Consider the following 13,129-nt stretch of genomic DNA (forward strand, 5'->3'; position numbering starts at 1 on the left):
AGGCACACCGCACCGTGTAGGGCTTAACGGAAGCTGAGGGCACCCGTCAGGTCACCCGGCGGCAGCGCGCCGCGCGCCGCGAAGGCGTCATTGCGCACTTTCAGGCCCTCGAGCAGTGGCAGGTCGTGCAGGCGCGTGATCAGGCGCAGGATGGACGTCGTGTCATAAAAACTGTGGTCGACGGCGCCTTTTTTCGCGTACGGCGAAATGACGATGGCGGGAATGCGCGTTCCTGGGCCCCAGCGGTCGCCTTTTGGCGGCGCCACGTGATCCCACCAGCCGCCGTTTTCGTCAAACGTGATCACCACGATCATGTCTTTCCACTGCGGCGATTCCTTCAGATGCTGGATGACGTTGGCCACGTGCTGGTCGCCCGACTCGATATCCGAATAGCCCGCGTGCAGGTTCAGGTTGCCCTGCGGCTTGTAGAAGGTCACGGCCGGCAGCTTGCCCGCCACGGCGGCGGCGAGGAATTTGTTCGAGATCGGGCTGTCGCCCGTGCCGCCGTCGCGCAGGTGTTCGGCGCGCGCAGCCGTGCCAGGCGCGAACTGCTTGAAGTAGTTTAGCGGCTGGTGGTGGAACTGGAAGTTCGGCTTGCTGCCGCCGCCCTTCTGGTCGAGCGCCGCTTGCCAGCCGCCGCCGTACCACGCCCAGCTGACGCCCTTGCGCGACAGCAGGTCGCCGATGGTGTCATAGGTTTGCGGCGGCAGGGTGTTCGCGTCGGCCGGGTCGGCATGCAGCGGGTCGCCATCGAAGGCGGGGCGGACGTAACTCGGTTGATATGGCGGCGCCATGGTGTTGACGGCATAGCCATCCGGTGTGAGGGCGCCGTCGTTGACGTATTTCGGCTTGCCATCGAGCGCGGAGGCGGGGCACTCGGGAGAGATCGCCAGGCGCACGCCTTGCGGACCGTCCGACAGCACGGCGATCTTTTTCTTCGCCGCCGTTTCGGATGCATTGAAATATTCGTTGGCGCGCCCCGTGACGAGGAACTGGTGGTTCATATAGGAGCCGCCGAAGGCCGCCATGAAGAAGTTGTCGCACAGCGTGTACTGCTCGGCGATCTGCCACAGGTTCAGGTTTTTCGACGTTTCGCCGTAATGGCCCATCACCAGGCCGCCGCTGTCGGCCCACGCGGCAAAGCCATCGTTCTTGCCGCCGTTGATCTGCATCTGGTTGTTATAGAAGCGGTGTACCAGGTCGCGCGTGATGATGCTCTCGGGCAGGGGCTTGCCGGCCGCGTCGCTCAATTTGTAGGGCGCGTTCGGCAGGCCGGAAATCTGGTCTTCCTTGATCAGGTAATCGGTGCCGCCGATATTTTGCTGGTTCGGCACCAGGCCGCCCCAGATCTTTGGCAGGGTGGCCAGCGGCTTGCCGTCGCGGTCCAGCTGCCGCGCCTGTTCCGCCGTGACGGCGGACAGGGGCGCGCTGGTGCCGGGGAAGTTGGCGAACAGGTTGTTGAAGCTGCGGTTTTCCAGGTAGATCACCACCACGTTCTTGACGTGGGCCTTGAGTTTCGCGTCGAGCGAACCCTTGGCGATGGTCTTTCTGGCTGGTGCGGCGTCGGCCAGCGCCGGCAGGCTGGCGGCCAGGCCGACTGCGGAAGCGGCCTGGAAAATGCGCCGGCGCGAGGGATTGGCGGGTTGGTCGGCCGGATCGGCTGGCAGGGCGGGGGCGAGGTCCTTCACACATTCTCCTTGGGTGTCATTCGTTTGCTGATGCGCGAAAATTGTATCACCGTGGCTTGGCAAATGTGAAATTTCACGGCGTGTCGCATGGATTCAAGCGTGCCTGGCCGGCGCATGAAAAGATGGGGCGTCCGAATGGCGATGCTCGCCATGTTCGTGCCGCGCGCACGGCGTTACCGCATGGGCGTCTGCGCGCCCCGATACACGATCTATACACGCAGGGAGGCGTTCATGTGGTTGGTCTTGAAGTTGTTGCTGTTTATCTTTTTTATCCTGCCAGCCGCCCTGGGCTTGACGCTCATTTTTTTACCCTATTCCATTCCCGTTGTCCTGGGCCTTGTGTGGTGGTGGCGCTCGCGTGTGAGCGCGGCGCGCGCACGGGACAAAGTCGTCAGCGTGGGGGGGATAGAGGGGCGGACCTGGGTCCTGGAATCGGCGCGCTTCACGATGGAGCTCGATTATGCCAGCGCCCAGCTGCGCATCCAGTCCAGGGGCAAGCGCTTCTACGTTAGAACGGGAGCCAGATATCAGGTGCGGCGCGGCGCATTCGACGTGTTCTTGCCTGCTCAAGATATTTCCATGTATGCATCTGAAAATATGGTGGAGCATTACCTTACAAAATGGACGCCTTCAGTTGAAATCACCGATCGCGGCTTCGAACATGTGATCCTGGAAACACCGGACGGGGTGCATACGCAGGGAACGGGGCAATCTGATTTGACAATCACGTCAAAAATATTTTCGGGAAATACCTTGGCGGGACGGCGCTTGCGCGAAAGTGAGGCGCAGGGACCGTTTTCGGCAATCTTTCTGCGCATGCCGCTCGCTACGGCCGTGTGTGTCAAGGAAGAGTGGCAAAAGGCCCGCGCGCGGCTGCAGGAGATGCAGCGCCAGCGCCCGGTGGCGCCAAGCCCGGCATCGATGGGCTTATAGAACATTTTAATGTTTTCAAAAATGCCATTTTGCCGTGTTTTCATTGTATTATGGAAACTAATAAGCGCGGCGTCGTGATGCAGGCCTGACCAGGCAGACCGATGCCTGCGGCCCCATCATCGATGCTACAGGATGTCAGGAATGTCGAACTCGCTTGCGTATCACGTGGTTGTCCATGCATTGGAGGGGCGGGCCGGCTGGACACCCATGGCGCGCTTCGCTTCGGCCGTCTCGCACGTGATCCAGGGGCATTTGCCTTATCAGCGCTACCATGCCGCCGGCATGGCCAGGAGTCCCAAGGGATCGGCACCAGGCGTTATCGAACGCCTGGTGAATGACTTCCTGGCAACCGACATCAATCCCAGCTATCTGCTGCTCTCTTCATTCCGCCGCGAAGCCGACGTGTTCGTCGCATTCAATGCCTACAACCAGTCTGCGAACCTGGGCGTGCAGACCAGTCTTGGCGGGCGGGGTGCCGGCAATGTGGCGCGCGGCGCGACGCGCGCTTCCCGCGTGGCCGCCAGCGACCCCGATAGCTGCCGCCATGGCACCCTTGCCATCGTCGACACCATGCTGGCCACCACGCGCGCCAATGCGGCTGCGCCGGACGGCGCACCACATCGCAGCCTGGGTACGCTTGCCCTGTTGTTGGGCATCGAATCGTCCACGGCGGCGGAAGTGGCGTTCGTCTTTGAAAGCGAAGGCCACCTCCCCATCAGCCAGCTTGCCGGCAGGCTGGGTTGCCATCAGCGCACGCTGGAGCGCCGATTGCGCGAAGCGGGCATGACGGCCGAGGCGCTGCGCCAGGCCGCGCGCCTCGTGCGTGCGGCGCACCGGCTACCGTCCGGGGATAGCCTGACGATGATCGCCGCCGACGAGGGCTTTTCCGATCTTGCCCACATGACGCGCGCCTTTCAGGCCGCTGCTGGCATGCCTCCCAGCCTGATCCGCAAGCTGGGCAAGGGTCAGAACTGATACCGCGCGGTCAACGCCACCTTGCGCGCCGGGCCATGCATGCCCGAGTACCACCAGTCCGACACGGAAGCCGTGTACTGCTTGTCGAACAGGTTGGCCACGTTGACGGTGGCAGAGAGCTTGTCGTTGACGTCGTAGCGCGCCATCAGGCTGGCCACCGAGTACGCCTTCTGTTCCCAGTGCAGGGTACTGTTGATCTGCCACGCCTCGATGTCGGAATACACGCGGCTTTGCCAGTTCATGCCGCCGCCCACCGTCAGGCGATGCAGCTCGCCAGGCAGCCGATAAGTGGTCCACAGCTTCACCAGATGGCGCGGGAAGGTGGTCTGAATCGCCTTGCCGGCATTGTTTTTCGTCTGGCTGTACGACCACGAGGCCGACACATTCCAGCTTGGCGTGAGGGCGCCCGTCGCTTCCAGGTCGATGCCCTTGGTATCGGCGCCCTTGATGGTGCGGAACGCCGGATCGTTGGAGCCGGGCAGGGTGTGGCCAGGGTCCGATTCGGCCAGGTTTTTCTGGCGGATCAGATATAGCGCGGCGGCCGTGTTCAGGCGGCCATCGAACCAGCCGCTCTTGATGCCCGCTTCAAAAGTCTTGCCCTCGCGCGGTGCCAGCAGCTTGCCGTAGCGGTCTTGCGAGGCTTGCGGCTGGTAGATGGTGGAGTAGCTGGCGTAGGCGCTGTGCGTGGCGTCGATGTCATACACCAGGCCGCCGTACGGCGTGAAGACGCTGCTGTCCGATGCCGGGGATGCGCTATAAAATGGCACGGTGGGTGCGTCCGAGATGTAATTCTCGCTGTAGCGCAGCACCTTGGCGCCGGCGATCAGTTTCAGGCGCTCGGACAGCGTAAAGCGGCTGGCCGCGTAGGCGCTGGCCTGGCGGCGCGTGCTGTCGTAGGTGACGAAGGTATCGCCAAACACGGGCGTTGCCGTGCGATTCCAGCGGTACAGGTTGACGGGCTGGCCCTGGATGTTCTTGTCGAAGCGGCCATCCGTCGTGCTTTGAAATTCGTTGTAGTCCATGCCCAGCATCAGTTCGTGCTGGCGGCCGAATGCGCTGAAAGGTCCGCGCACGTTGACGTCCACGCTGTTGACCTGGAGCTGGTAATCGCGGTAGTCGGCGCTCATGCGCAGGCCATCGCCCGTGGCCTGGTCGGGAAAGGCGCTACTCACGTTCATGAACACGGAACGCTCTTCCTGCGAAGACTGCACGCGGTTGGCCGAGATTTTCAGTTTCCAGTCGTTTGCCAGCGCGTGTTCCAGGGTGACGAAGAGGTCGGTCGAATTGCTGCCGAAGCGGTTCGACGTGGCCGCCGGGCTGAAGGAGCGTGGCAGCTTCGTCATCACGCCATTGCTGTAGAACAGGGGAAAGCCCAGGTAGGACAGCGAGCCCTTCGAGCGCTTGCGCTGGTGCGTGACGCCGGCTGTCAGCTTCGTGTCGCTGGACAGGTCGGCCTCGACCACGCCATACACGATTTTTTTATCGTGGCTGTAGTTGTCGATGATGCTGTCGCCTTCTTCGTACAGCGCCACCAGGCGGCCGCGCACGGTGCCTGCCTCGTTCAGCGGACCCGCGATGTCGGCCATGGCGCGCCGTTCGTTGCGGGAAGCCAGTTCGCCCTCGACGGACGCCTGGAACTGCGCCGTCGGCTTCTTGCGTACCATGTTGATGGCACCCGAGGCATCGCCCGCACCCGTCATCAGGCCCGAGGCGCCGCGCAGCACTTCGATGCGGTCGTACAGCGCCATGTCGGCCAGGCTTTGTGATGGTATCGCATTGAGGCCCAGGTTTTCCGAATGCGTGCTGACGCCATCGAGCTGGTAGTTGGTAATCGCATAGCCGCGCGAAGTGAAGCCGGAGCGCTCGCTGCCCAGCGAGAACAGGGTGATGCCCGGCGTTTGCGCCATCACTTGCGCGATGGTGTTCAAGCCCTGGTCCTGCATGCGCTGCTGCGTGATGACGCTGACCGATTGCGGCGTTTCCCTGATCGACAGGCCCAGCGGCGTGGCCGTGGAAACCGGCAGGGCGGAGACATATGCGCCCGTGCCTTCGGTGGCATCCTGCTGCGCTTTGACCGACACTTCCGGCATCATCGACAGCGCCTCGCCGCCCGCTACGGCATCGGCCTGGCGCAGCACGTAGCTGCCATTGGCGCTGCGCTCGGCCTTCAGGCCCGTGCCGCGCAGCACGCCGTTCAGGGCCGCCAGCACCTCGTGGCGGCCCGTGAGGCCTGCGGAGGTCTTGCCGCGCGTCTGTTCCGGCGTGAAGCTGAGGATGACCCTGGACTGGCTGGCGACCTGGCGCAGCGCCGCCGCCAGGTCGCCGGCCGGCACCTGGAAGTCGAGATTGGCCGCGGCGGCAGCCGCGCTTTCCTGCGCCAGGGCTGGCGCCTGGGCGTTCAGCAGCAGGGCCGAACCGATAAAGACGAGTTCAATGGCATACGCCATGCGCTTGATGCGCGGCGTGGAATGAATGGCAGGAGACATGGTTACCTTGTGGTGTAGTCGTCAAAAAGAACGTTGCCTACACAGGTCACGCGAAAAGCGAAAGCGGGTACTTTTTTTTTGCGCTGGCGTCAAAATAAATGCTTAGCGCTGCCGGCGCGCTTCCACCTGCACCCAGTAGCGCGTGCGCAGGCGGATATCGACGGGCAGGGAGTCGGGCAGCGACAGCAGCACGGCGTCCAGGTCGGCCAGCGGGAAGACGCCGGAGATGCGCAGCTTGGCGACGGCGTCGTCGCAGCCCAGCAAGCCGTGGCGGTAGCGGCTCAATTCATGCAGGAAGTCGCGCAGTGGCATGGCGTCGGCCAGCAGCAAGCCCTGGCGCCAGGCCCAGATGTCGGGCGAGACGGCGTGCGCGGGCAAGACCTGTCGCGCCGTCATGCCGCCGCCCTGGCCCGCATGGATCACGCGGTTGCCGTCGCCATGGCGCGGCATCAGCCGCACGGCGCCTTCCTCGACTGCGACCAGGGTATTGCCGTCCGCCTGGCGCACCGAGTAGCGCGTGCCCAGCGCCTGCGCCTGGCCATGCGCGGTTTCGACCAGGAAGGGGCGGTAGGGCACGCCCGTTTCGCGGGCGGTGGCGATGAACACTTCGCCCCGCACCAGTTGCAGCAGCCGTTGCGTGCCGCTGAAGCGGATGTTCACGGCGCTGCCGCTGTTCAGGTGCAAACGGCTGCCGTCGGGCAGGGTCAGCTCGCGGCGCTCGCCCACGCCTGTGGCCATGTCGGCCAGCGCGGCGCGTGCCATGTCGGGCGCGTAGGGCGAGCGCGCGCCGAACCAGCCCGTGAGGCCGATGGTCGAGACCCACGCCAGCAGTTGCAGGCTGTTGCGGCGCGAGATGGGCGAGGCAGGACGCCGTGCCAGCGCCGTGCGGCACGCTTGTGCATCGAGTTCGCGCAAGCCGCCGCTGGCGCTTTCAATGTGTTTCCACGCCCGTTCATGGTCGGGGTGCGCCTGGCGCCACTCTTGCCAGGCCGTCTTTTCCGCCGGCGTGGTGACGCCACTCATCAGGGTGGTCAGCCATTCGGCCGCCTGCATGGCGATGGCCAGGTCGATGGGCTGGCCCAGTGCATGGACGGTGGTGGTGCGCATGTCAGGGTGCGGCAAAATCGGGCACGGCAAAAAAGCACAGCAGATTGGCTTTGCTCAGGTATTTTTTGACGGAATGCGTGCTGGTGCCCAGTTCGGCGGCGATCTCGGCGTAGCTCATGCCGTCCAGGTGGGCCAGCAGGAAGGCGGCCCTGGCCTTGGCGGAGAGCTGGTCCAGCGCGCGGTCGATCCGTTGCAGCGATTCGAGCAGGATGGACATCGCTTCCGGCGAGGGTGCGCAGGCTTGCGGCTGATGCCGCAGGGCGTCGAGGTAGGCCCGTTCCAGTTCTTCGCGCCGGCAGTGATTGGCCAGCAGGCGCTTGGCGATGGTGGCCAGGAAGGGGCGCGGCTGCACGATCCCGGCACTGCTGCGTGCAAGGAAAATCTTGAGGAAGGTATCTTGCGCCAGGTCGCCCGCCAGCCCCGCGTCGTGCAGGCGACGCTTCGGCCAGTGCAGCAACCAGGAGTGGTGCTCGGCATACAGGGCCTGGAAATCGGACGGCGGGGAAGGGGCGGACAGCATGCACACAGCTTAATCTAAATGAGAATTGTTCTCATAATAGCGCAGCGGCGCACGCCAGGCAATCAGGGAAAACGCGGCGTTGTTGAAATGCGACTGCGCCCCCGGGCCGCGTGCGGCAACGGATTTGCGCTTGCGCACGGCAGATGTAAAAGTTTCCTTGACGCAAGCTTTCATGTGAGAAAATGCGGCTTGTCGATGTGGTGCGGAGCGCAAAATGATGTGGATGGTTGGCGGTGTCCTGGTTCTTTTGGTCGCCAGATTTTTATGGTTGGCCTTTTTCCATCGGGTCAACGCGATGTCGCGCCAGGCTGAACTGATGAACTGGCTCGACATCGGCCGGGTGTCGAATGCTGATGGCGGCAAGGATATTTTGTTGGCGAGAGATGAGCGCGGCGCCCGGATCGACTGGCGCACGGGCGAGGTCTGGTTGATGAATCCCAAGGTGGAGGAGCCGTTTGCCGATTTTCTCGCCGTCGAACGCTGGCTTACCCTGCGCGACATGCCGAAGGCGGACAGGCCTGCGCCGGCCGCCCCAGCGGAACCGGAGCCGGAGCCGGCGCCTGAGCCTGAGCCAGGCCCCGTGCGTGATACCTTGCCGGCCTTTCAGCAAAAGGTCGATGCTTGCCTGGCCAAGGCGGAAGGCGGCCAGGAATTGCTGGAAACCAAGCAGGCTTTCGAGGCGGGCAGCGAGCCTTACCTCGAGGCGTCGACGGAATTGAGCAAGACGGCGCTGGAGCTCGAAGTGTCGCCGGCGATGGTGGCCACGTTTCATATCAGCGCCTTTGCCGCCCTGGCCGAAACGGCGGGTGCCGACAAGCTGGAACGGGTGGCGGCCAGCCTGCACGCGGCGGCCAGGCAGATCCGGGCCAGCGTCACCGCGTAAAAGTATTGACAGTACGGACCCGGCCTGGAATGAAAAAACCGCTGAATCCCTTGCAGGAGTCAGCGGTTTTTATGTATTGGTTGCGGGGACAGGATTTGAACCTGTGACCTTCGGGTTATGAGCCCGACGAGCTGCCAGACTGCTCCACCCCGCAGGCGAATTATAGCGGGGTTTGCTGCAATGCGCAATGACCAGGGGCATTGCGCAGGAAAGGAGGGGGGCAAGGCGGGGGCAAGGCAGCGGCACGGCCGCGCCATTGCGGCGCAGGCAGCATCGTGTGATTCATGCCGCCGTCGAGCGGATGGCGGCGGCCAGGCGGCGCAGCGAGTCCCGCGTCTGTGGATCGGAGGCATTGGAATACAGCAGCACGTCCAGCGTGGGCAGGGCCGGTAGTCCGAACTTTGGCCCCGCATCCATCGTTCCCGCGGGTGCCACCCGGCACCCCAGCGCCGCAATGGCGAAACCTGCCGCAATGGCGGCGCCGATGGTGGCGATGCCGCCGCCGACGAAAACCTCGGTCCACGCGATGCCGTGCTCTTTGAGCGCGGCGAGTGCAATGCTTCTTACCCGGCAAGACTCGGATTGCGCCGCGAGACGCAGGGGCTCGTCCGGGTGGTATGCGAAGCCGGGGGCGGCCATCCAGCCAAAGCGTTCTTCGAGTATCACGTCGCCACCTTTGCGCAGATGGTCATGCCCCAGCACGATGGCGGCATCGAGCGTGCCGCGATCAAAGCAGGCGAGCACTTCGTGCGATGAGGCGATGCGTATTTCCAGCACCAGATCCGGCTCGGCGTCGTGCATCTGTTTCAGCAAGAGTGGCAGTTCCGCGCCGACGATGTGGTGGCTGATGCCGATCACCAGCCGCCGCTTGCTGATGCTGAAGGCGGCAAGGGCGCCTTGATGGGCAGCTACCAGCTTGCGCGCTGCGACCATGAACTGGTGTCCGTCCGCAGACAAGCCCACCAGGCGCGGCGTACGCTCCAGCAAATGCCGGCCGAGCATCTTTTCCAGTCGCTTGATCTTCAGGCTGATGGCCGACTGGGTGGTGTCGAGCGCCTCGGCCGCGCGCGTGAAGCTCTTCAGTTCCGCTGCAAGAACGAAGGCTTGCACGGCCTCGATATCGAGCGTCTTCATGGGCAATCATTTAAAAAACGAATCATTGAAATATGGTGCCATGTGTTTTCATTATGGTCAATAGCGCCTATTGTCAGCTATCTCAATCAACCATCAGGAAGGAGTCACTCATGCCGATGACACGCGTATCCCTGCGGCGGGGCAAGCCCGCCGCCTATCGCCAGGCCATACTCGATGGCCTGTATCTGGCCATGCGCGAAACGTTTGACGTGCCGGACGATGACCGCTTCATGACGATCAGCGAGCACGACGAAGGCGATTTCAGCTACGGCAAGTCGTATCTCGGCATCGCGCGCAGCGACGATCTCGTCATGATCCAGATCACGGTCAGCAAGACCCGGACGATAGCGCAGAAAAAGGCGCTCTATGCCCGGATTGCCGAGCGCCTGTCCAGCACTCCCGGCCTGCGTCCCGAGGACATTTTTATCAGCCTCGTCGAGGTGGCGCCTGAAAACTGGTCGTTCGGCCATGGCATCGCCCACTACGCGCCGCGCGACGCATAAGCGATGCAGACATGAAAAAGCCGCTGATCCCTTTGCAAGAATCAGCGGCTTTCATGTATCTGGTTGCGGGGACAGGATTTGAACCTGTGACCTTCGGGTTATGAGCCCGACGAGCTGCCAGACTGCTCCACCCCGCAGCCGAATTATAGCGGGGTTTGCTGCAATGCGCAATGGCTGACTGGATTAGGCTGCCGCCAGGCGCCACAGCGACGTGACTTCCTGCGAGCGGGCCGCGTGCAGGCTGTCCGTCGCATCCTGCGCGCGCGGGTGCGTGGGTTTCACGTCCAGGCGGTCGATCACTTTCAAACCCGCCTGTTCTATCCATTCGAGCAATTGCGCGCGCGGGCGCAGGCCCAGGTGCTCGGCCAGGTCCGACAGGATCAGCCAGCCTTCGCCGTTTTCTTCCAGGTGATCGGTCAGCCCGGCAAGGAAGCCGCGCAGCATGCGGCTGTCCGGATCGTAGACGGCGTATTCGATCGGTGAGCTTGGGCGCGCGGGCAGCCATGGCGGATTGCACACGACCAGCGGCGCGCGTCCCGCAGGGAACAGGTCGGCCTGCACCACGTCAACCTTGTCGAGCAAGTCAAGGCGGGCCAGGTTTTCGCGCGCGCAGGACAGGGCACGCGGGTCCTGGTCGGTGGCGACGATGCGGTTGATGCCGCGCTGCGCCAGCACGGCGGCCAGCACGCCCGTGCCGGTGCCGATATCGAAGGCCAGCTTGGCGCGCGCGGGCAGCGGCGCGTCGGCCACCAGGCCCACGTATTCGCCGCGGATCGGCGCGAACACGCCGTAATGCGGGTGGATGCGCTGGCCCAGGGCCGGCAGTTCCACGCCCGTGCGGCGCCATTCGTGCGCGCCGATCAGGCCCAGCAGTTCGCGCAGCGAGGCGACGAACTGCTCTTCGCCACGGCCATACGCCTCATTGCACGCCAGTTTCACGTCCGGCGCGCGGCGCAGCGGGATCGTGTAGTCGGCGTCAAAAGGCAGCAACAGCATGGCCAGGGTGCGGGCGCGTTGCGACTGGGCCTGGCGGTGCAAATGGAAGGCTTCGGTGGCGGACGGTTCCGGTTTCGTCAGCTTGGCGGCCTTGGCTTTTTTGCTCGGTTTGTCGTTCTTGTGGTCGGCGCGCCGCGCCAGCGCCTGCAGCAGCTGGCGCGCGTTCTGGAAGTCGCCGCGCCACAGCATGGCCGTGCCTTCGCAGGCCAGGCGGTAAGCCTGGTCGGCCGTCGTGCGGTCATCGGCGATGACGACGCGCTTGGGTGGCGGCATGCCGCTTTCCGAGCGCCAGCGGGCCGAATGCTCGGCGCCGTTTTCGCTCCAGTGGATCTGCGGATGAACGGTAGGTGAAGAGGTGTCGGACATGGGTTTCAATCGATAGAAGGGGGCGCGCGGCATGGTCGCCTGCGCAGGCCGTCTTCCATTATACGTCGCTGGCCGTGCCGTCAGCAGTGTCCGTACCATAGGCGAGTGCCAGCGCGCGGGCGCGCGCCTGGTCTTCCGGCGTGGTTTCCACGGCTTTCTTGTCAACCTTGGCGGCTTCGGCGGCATGCTCCGGCTGCACCAGCTTGAGCAAACGCAAGCTCAGGCTGCCCGCCAGCTCGCCATCCTTGCCGCTGGCGCTGGCGCCGTCGGACGCGCCCTGATAGAGATTGCTTTGCAATTGCTGGCCCAGCAGCTTGAACAGGTCGTGCAGATTGCCGGCGAAGGTCGTGGCGGGCAATTCTTTGGCGGGCACGGCGGCGGCGTCGGATGGCGGCGCTTCCTGCGCATCCTCTTGCGTTTGCACCAATGCGCCTGCGCTGATGTTCGATTGATATTGCACTTCCAGTTCGAAGTCGAAGGTCTGGCCATCGGCCGTGGTGATCTTGCCCTTGCCGATGAAATGCGCGTTTTCATCGAGGCTGAAGGCGGCGGCGCGGCTGCTGCTGCCGGCGCCCGAGACGCTGGCACTACCGCTGCTGAAGCTGGAACCGGCTTGCAGGTCGACCGAATCGAAAGCGACCGTGGCGCCGTCGCCGAACAGCTGGCGCGTCATGGTGCTCAGAAAATCCTGCGTCACGTCGACGGTCGCGTTGCCCAGCGCATCGGTCCGTTGCGACAGTCCCTTGGCCGACAGGTCCAGGCCGTTTTTTGACAGGGCCACCACGTCTTGCGCCGTGCGCTGCATCAGGGGCGAGCCGGCCAGGCCGGACGCGCCGGCGCCCGCTTTTTGCGGCGTCTGCACTGCCAGGGTATTGGCGGCGGGTTGGCGCGAGCCGGAGGTGAGGGCGGGAAGCTGGGACATGGCAGGTTCAAATGGGGAAGATAGGCAAATTAACGGCAATATCGCCCCATTCTTTAACCATTAGTGGTGGTGCGACCAGCTACCATCCGCCGATTCCAGGTAGGACTTGACGGCATCGGCCTGGCCCGTGGCGTGGCGCTTGAGTTCGCCACATGCGCAAATGCCCTGATACGGCTGGATATGCGAGCAGGCGGAGACTTTTTGCAGGTAGACCTGCATGGATTTGTGACATTTTACGCACTTGAAGGTGAGGCTGCGGGCGGCTTTCATGGGGTTCCTTGAATTGTTGCGGGGCGTAGGCGGTGCCTGCGCGAAGGCGGCGATTTTAACGCACTCCGGCCATCGTTACACGTTGTTGCATCTGCGCCACGCGCACGTCAACTGAATCCGCGCCATGACGTTGAGCGTATATAGGAGGTCGTCTGACCGCCATTGAAGAGGTAGCACCATGGACAAGCATGACAAGGAAAAGCCTGCACAGCCCGCCAAGGAGCTGGTGAGGAAATGGCTGAAAGCGGAACTGGAACAGCGCCGGCCCCCGCCCGACCCGGAACAAATCCGCCGCGAACTGGGCTGGGATTTGCTCAGGCTGGGACGCGAGCCGCTGGCGCGCTGA

14 protein-coding genes and 2 tRNA genes are annotated in these 13,129 nt (G+C 63.8%); 5 read left to right on the plus strand and 11 right to left on the minus strand.

Annotation, left to right across the window (positions count from 1 at the left end):
- Window positions 1–23: 23 nt before the first annotated feature.
- A complete protein-coding gene (locus O0882_RS26525; protein WP_289952835.1) occupies window positions 24–1,688 on the minus strand; it encodes an acid phosphatase in 1,665 nt (554 codons plus the stop codon).
- Between the two features lie 135 nt (window positions 1,689–1,823).
- Between O0882_RS26525 and O0882_RS26530 the strand changes: the two genes are divergently transcribed.
- Complete coding sequence (locus O0882_RS26530) at window positions 1,824–2,621, plus strand: hypothetical protein (protein ID WP_289952838.1); 798 nt, start codon at window positions 1,824–1,826, stop codon at window positions 2,619–2,621.
- 141 nt (window positions 2,622–2,762) lie between these two features.
- A complete protein-coding gene (locus O0882_RS26535; RefSeq protein WP_289952839.1) occupies window positions 2,763–3,596 on the plus strand; it encodes a helix-turn-helix domain-containing protein in 834 nt (277 codons plus the stop codon).
- Here the strand turns inward: O0882_RS26535 and O0882_RS26540 are convergent.
- The 4 genes from O0882_RS26540 to O0882_RS26555 form a co-directional block, all read right to left on the minus strand.
- Window positions 3,587–6,082: a TonB-dependent siderophore receptor gene (locus O0882_RS26540; RefSeq protein ID WP_289952841.1), complete on the minus strand. Its 2,496-nt coding sequence runs from the start codon at window positions 6,080–6,082 to the stop codon at window positions 3,587–3,589. The genes O0882_RS26535 and O0882_RS26540 overlap by 10 nt on opposite strands.
- A 102-nt stretch (window positions 6,083–6,184) precedes the next feature.
- Complete coding sequence (locus O0882_RS26545) at window positions 6,185–7,189, minus strand: FecR domain-containing protein (RefSeq protein WP_289952843.1); 1,005 nt, start codon at window positions 7,187–7,189, stop codon at window positions 6,185–6,187.
- Window position 7,190: 1 nt separating this feature from the next.
- Window positions 7,191–7,709: a sigma-70 family RNA polymerase sigma factor gene (locus O0882_RS26550; protein ID WP_289952845.1), complete on the minus strand. Its 519-nt coding sequence runs from the start codon at window positions 7,707–7,709 to the stop codon at window positions 7,191–7,193.
- A gap of 9 nt (window positions 7,710–7,718) precedes the next feature.
- Window positions 7,719–8,042 carry a hypothetical protein gene (locus tag O0882_RS26555; protein WP_289952847.1) on the minus strand — a complete coding sequence of 108 codons (324 nt, stop codon included), beginning with the start codon at window positions 8,040–8,042 and terminating at the stop codon, window positions 7,719–7,721.
- Here O0882_RS26555 and O0882_RS26560 point away from each other — a divergent pair.
- Window positions 8,026–8,592 carry a hypothetical protein gene (locus O0882_RS26560; protein ID WP_289952849.1) on the plus strand — a complete coding sequence of 189 codons (567 nt, stop codon included), beginning with the start codon at window positions 8,026–8,028 and terminating at the stop codon, window positions 8,590–8,592. The genes O0882_RS26555 and O0882_RS26560 overlap by 17 nt on opposite strands.
- A gap of 77 nt (window positions 8,593–8,669) precedes the next feature.
- Here the strand turns inward: O0882_RS26560 and O0882_RS26565 are convergent.
- Both O0882_RS26565 and O0882_RS26570 read right to left on the minus strand, forming a co-directional pair.
- Window positions 8,670–8,746 (minus strand) — tRNA-Met (locus O0882_RS26565).
- A 128-nt stretch (window positions 8,747–8,874) separates the two neighbouring features.
- Window positions 8,875–9,726 (minus strand): LysR family transcriptional regulator, encoded by an 852-nt coding sequence (locus O0882_RS26570; RefSeq protein WP_289952851.1) that lies wholly within the window; start codon window positions 9,724–9,726, stop codon window positions 8,875–8,877.
- Window positions 9,727–9,836: 110 nt separating this feature from the next.
- Between O0882_RS26570 and O0882_RS26575 the strand changes: the two genes are divergently transcribed.
- Entirely contained in the window at window positions 9,837–10,229 is a 393-nt protein-coding gene (locus tag O0882_RS26575; RefSeq protein WP_289952853.1) for a tautomerase family protein, read from the plus strand.
- 60 nt (window positions 10,230–10,289) lie between these two features.
- Here the strand turns inward: O0882_RS26575 and O0882_RS26580 are convergent.
- The 4 genes from O0882_RS26580 to O0882_RS26595 form a co-directional block, all read right to left on the minus strand.
- A tRNA-Met gene (locus tag O0882_RS26580) sits at window positions 10,290–10,366 on the minus strand.
- A gap of 46 nt (window positions 10,367–10,412) precedes the next feature.
- Complete coding sequence (locus O0882_RS26585) at window positions 10,413–11,591, minus strand: class I SAM-dependent methyltransferase (RefSeq protein ID WP_289952856.1); 1,179 nt, start codon at window positions 11,589–11,591, stop codon at window positions 10,413–10,415.
- A 58-nt stretch (window positions 11,592–11,649) separates the two neighbouring features.
- Complete coding sequence (locus O0882_RS26590) at window positions 11,650–12,513, minus strand: hypothetical protein (RefSeq protein ID WP_289952857.1); 864 nt, start codon at window positions 12,511–12,513, stop codon at window positions 11,650–11,652.
- Between the two features lie 60 nt (window positions 12,514–12,573).
- On the minus strand, window positions 12,574–12,783 hold the full coding sequence (locus tag O0882_RS26595; protein WP_034755039.1) for a hypothetical protein: 210 nt from the start codon (window positions 12,781–12,783) through the stop codon (window positions 12,574–12,576).
- 178 nt (window positions 12,784–12,961) lie between these two features.
- Here O0882_RS26595 and O0882_RS26600 point away from each other — a divergent pair, with 178 nt between their 5' ends.
- Window positions 12,962–13,129: a hypothetical protein gene (locus O0882_RS26600; protein WP_289952858.1), complete on the plus strand. Its 168-nt coding sequence runs from the start codon at window positions 12,962–12,964 to the stop codon at window positions 13,127–13,129.

The organism is Janthinobacterium sp. SUN073, assembly GCF_030397665.1.
Classification (GTDB): Bacteria; Pseudomonadota; Gammaproteobacteria; order Burkholderiales; family Burkholderiaceae_D; genus Janthinobacterium.